General features: G+C 41.5%; 1 protein-coding gene. It reads left to right on the top strand.

Annotated elements, in window-relative coordinates:
- Positions 1-484: 484 nt before the first annotated feature.
- Positions 485-1780, top strand: a complete 1296-nt coding sequence (gene ltrA, locus I4V44_RS17330; protein WP_118340612.1) for a group II intron reverse transcriptase/maturase — start codon at positions 485-487, stop codon at positions 1778-1780.
- Positions 1781-1871 lie beyond the last annotated feature (91 nt).

The following is a 1871-nucleotide window of genomic DNA, read 5'->3' as shown; positions in this document are numbered from 1 at the left end:
GTTGTGTGCCCAGCTAAGGGTGTGTAGTCAAGCCGGTGGGATTCCGGTTTATCCAAGGTTTAGCCAACCAGATAATAGCGAGTCTTGGGATGATGCCGGTAACGGCATCTGACAAGCGTAGACAGCAAGAAAGCAGGGTTGAATAGTGATGGAGCTTCGAAACGTTAACTTCAGTCGGTCGACGTCTTAACTGGTGCGGAAGACAATATCATGTAATGCGATATGGCGAGTGTTATGTGGCACTGCGGAGTCAGAGAACCAATCATGTTTTACATTGTGAATACACATCAACTGGGGAGAACCTGCCATTTCTCGAAGAAGAGTATGAAGTTGCAACTGAAAACGGAGGATTTCAAATGAATGGTAGGTGGTCGGACAATCCCATAGTACTGTAGAAATCGGGCAATGCCGATGGAGGGAAGGGGATTGCATAGTAAAGGTCTTACTGAGGACACATTATCCGTACTCAGGGACGGAGGAAATAATGGAAACGAAATTAGTAAGAATAGCTGAGATATCGGCAACATCAAAACATCCTATATTTACATCAGTGTACCACTTGATAAATGAAGATATGCTGAAGCAATGCCATAAGGAATTAGATGGGAACAAAGCAGTCGGAATTGACAAGGTAACTAAGGATGAGTATGGGAAGAACCTTGATAGAAATATCAAGGAACTGGTACAGAGGTTGAAAAACAAATCCTTTAAGCCACTTCCGTCACTGAGGGTATATATACCTAAAGGAAATGGAAAGAAACGACCATTAGGGATTGCTTCCTATGAAGATAAGATTGTACAAATGGCAGTGAAGAAAATACTGGGAGCTATTTATGAACCGAGATTCCTAAACTGCATGTATGGATTCAGACCGAATAGGGGGTGTCACGAAGCAATAAAAGAAGTATACCAACGGATAAGCTATGGAAAAATCAGCTATATCGTAGATGCCGATATCAAAGGTTTCTTTGACCATATCGACCATGATTGGATGATGAAGTTCCTTGAATGGAATATACAGGATAAGAACTTATTGTGGCTAATACGTAAATACCTTAAAGCAGGAATAATGGAGCAAGGAAAATTCGAGCCAACAGAGGAAGGTTCGGCACAAGGCTCAGTAATGAGTCCGATGCTTGCAAATATATACATGCATCATGTGTTGACGCTGTGGTTTAAGCTGGTGGTGCAAAGGGAAATGCAGGGAGAGTGTTTTCTCGTCAACTTTGCGGATGATTTTGTTGCAGGATTTCAATATAAGTCAGAAGCTGAAAGATACTATAAAGAGTTAAAGGAACGAATGGAAAAGTTTGGACTGGAGCTGGAAAGTAGTAAAAGCAGACTGATTGAATTTGGGAGATTTGCAGAGCAGAATCGTAGAGCAAGAGGAGAATGTAAGCCTGAAACATTTGGTTTTCTGGGATTTACCTTCTACTGTAGCAAAACGCGAAAGGGAGGTTTCGTGCCAAAGGTACAGACTTCAAGAAAGAAGTTTGAGCTAAAGGTTAGGGCATACAAGAACTGGATTTACGATAATCGAAATCGACCAATGCGAGAAATAATTAAAGAGTTGAACGTAAAACTAATTGGACACTATCGGTATTATGGTGTTACATGGAATTTTCGGAAGATAACAACATTCCTGCATAGAGTACAACAGTTTCTATTCAAAGCCATGAATCGGAGAGGTTGTAGACGGGCATACACATGGAATGGATTTGTGGAAATGCTCAAGTATTACCCGTTAGCAAAACCTAAAACGTACTATTGTTTATATTGAAGCGAATGTTACTATGAGGAGCCGTATGCGGGAAAGCCGCACGTACGGATCTGTGAGGGGCTAAGATTGAGAGGTCTTAGTCTACTCGACT

It is taken from the genome of Blautia sp. 1001283B150304_161114_C9, from assembly GCF_015668165.1.
Classification (GTDB): domain Bacteria; phylum Bacillota; class Clostridia; order Lachnospirales; family Lachnospiraceae; genus Blautia_A; species Blautia_A wexlerae.
The sequence above is the reverse complement of the archived record's forward strand: the minus strand, read 5'-3'. Positions and strand labels throughout refer to the sequence as shown.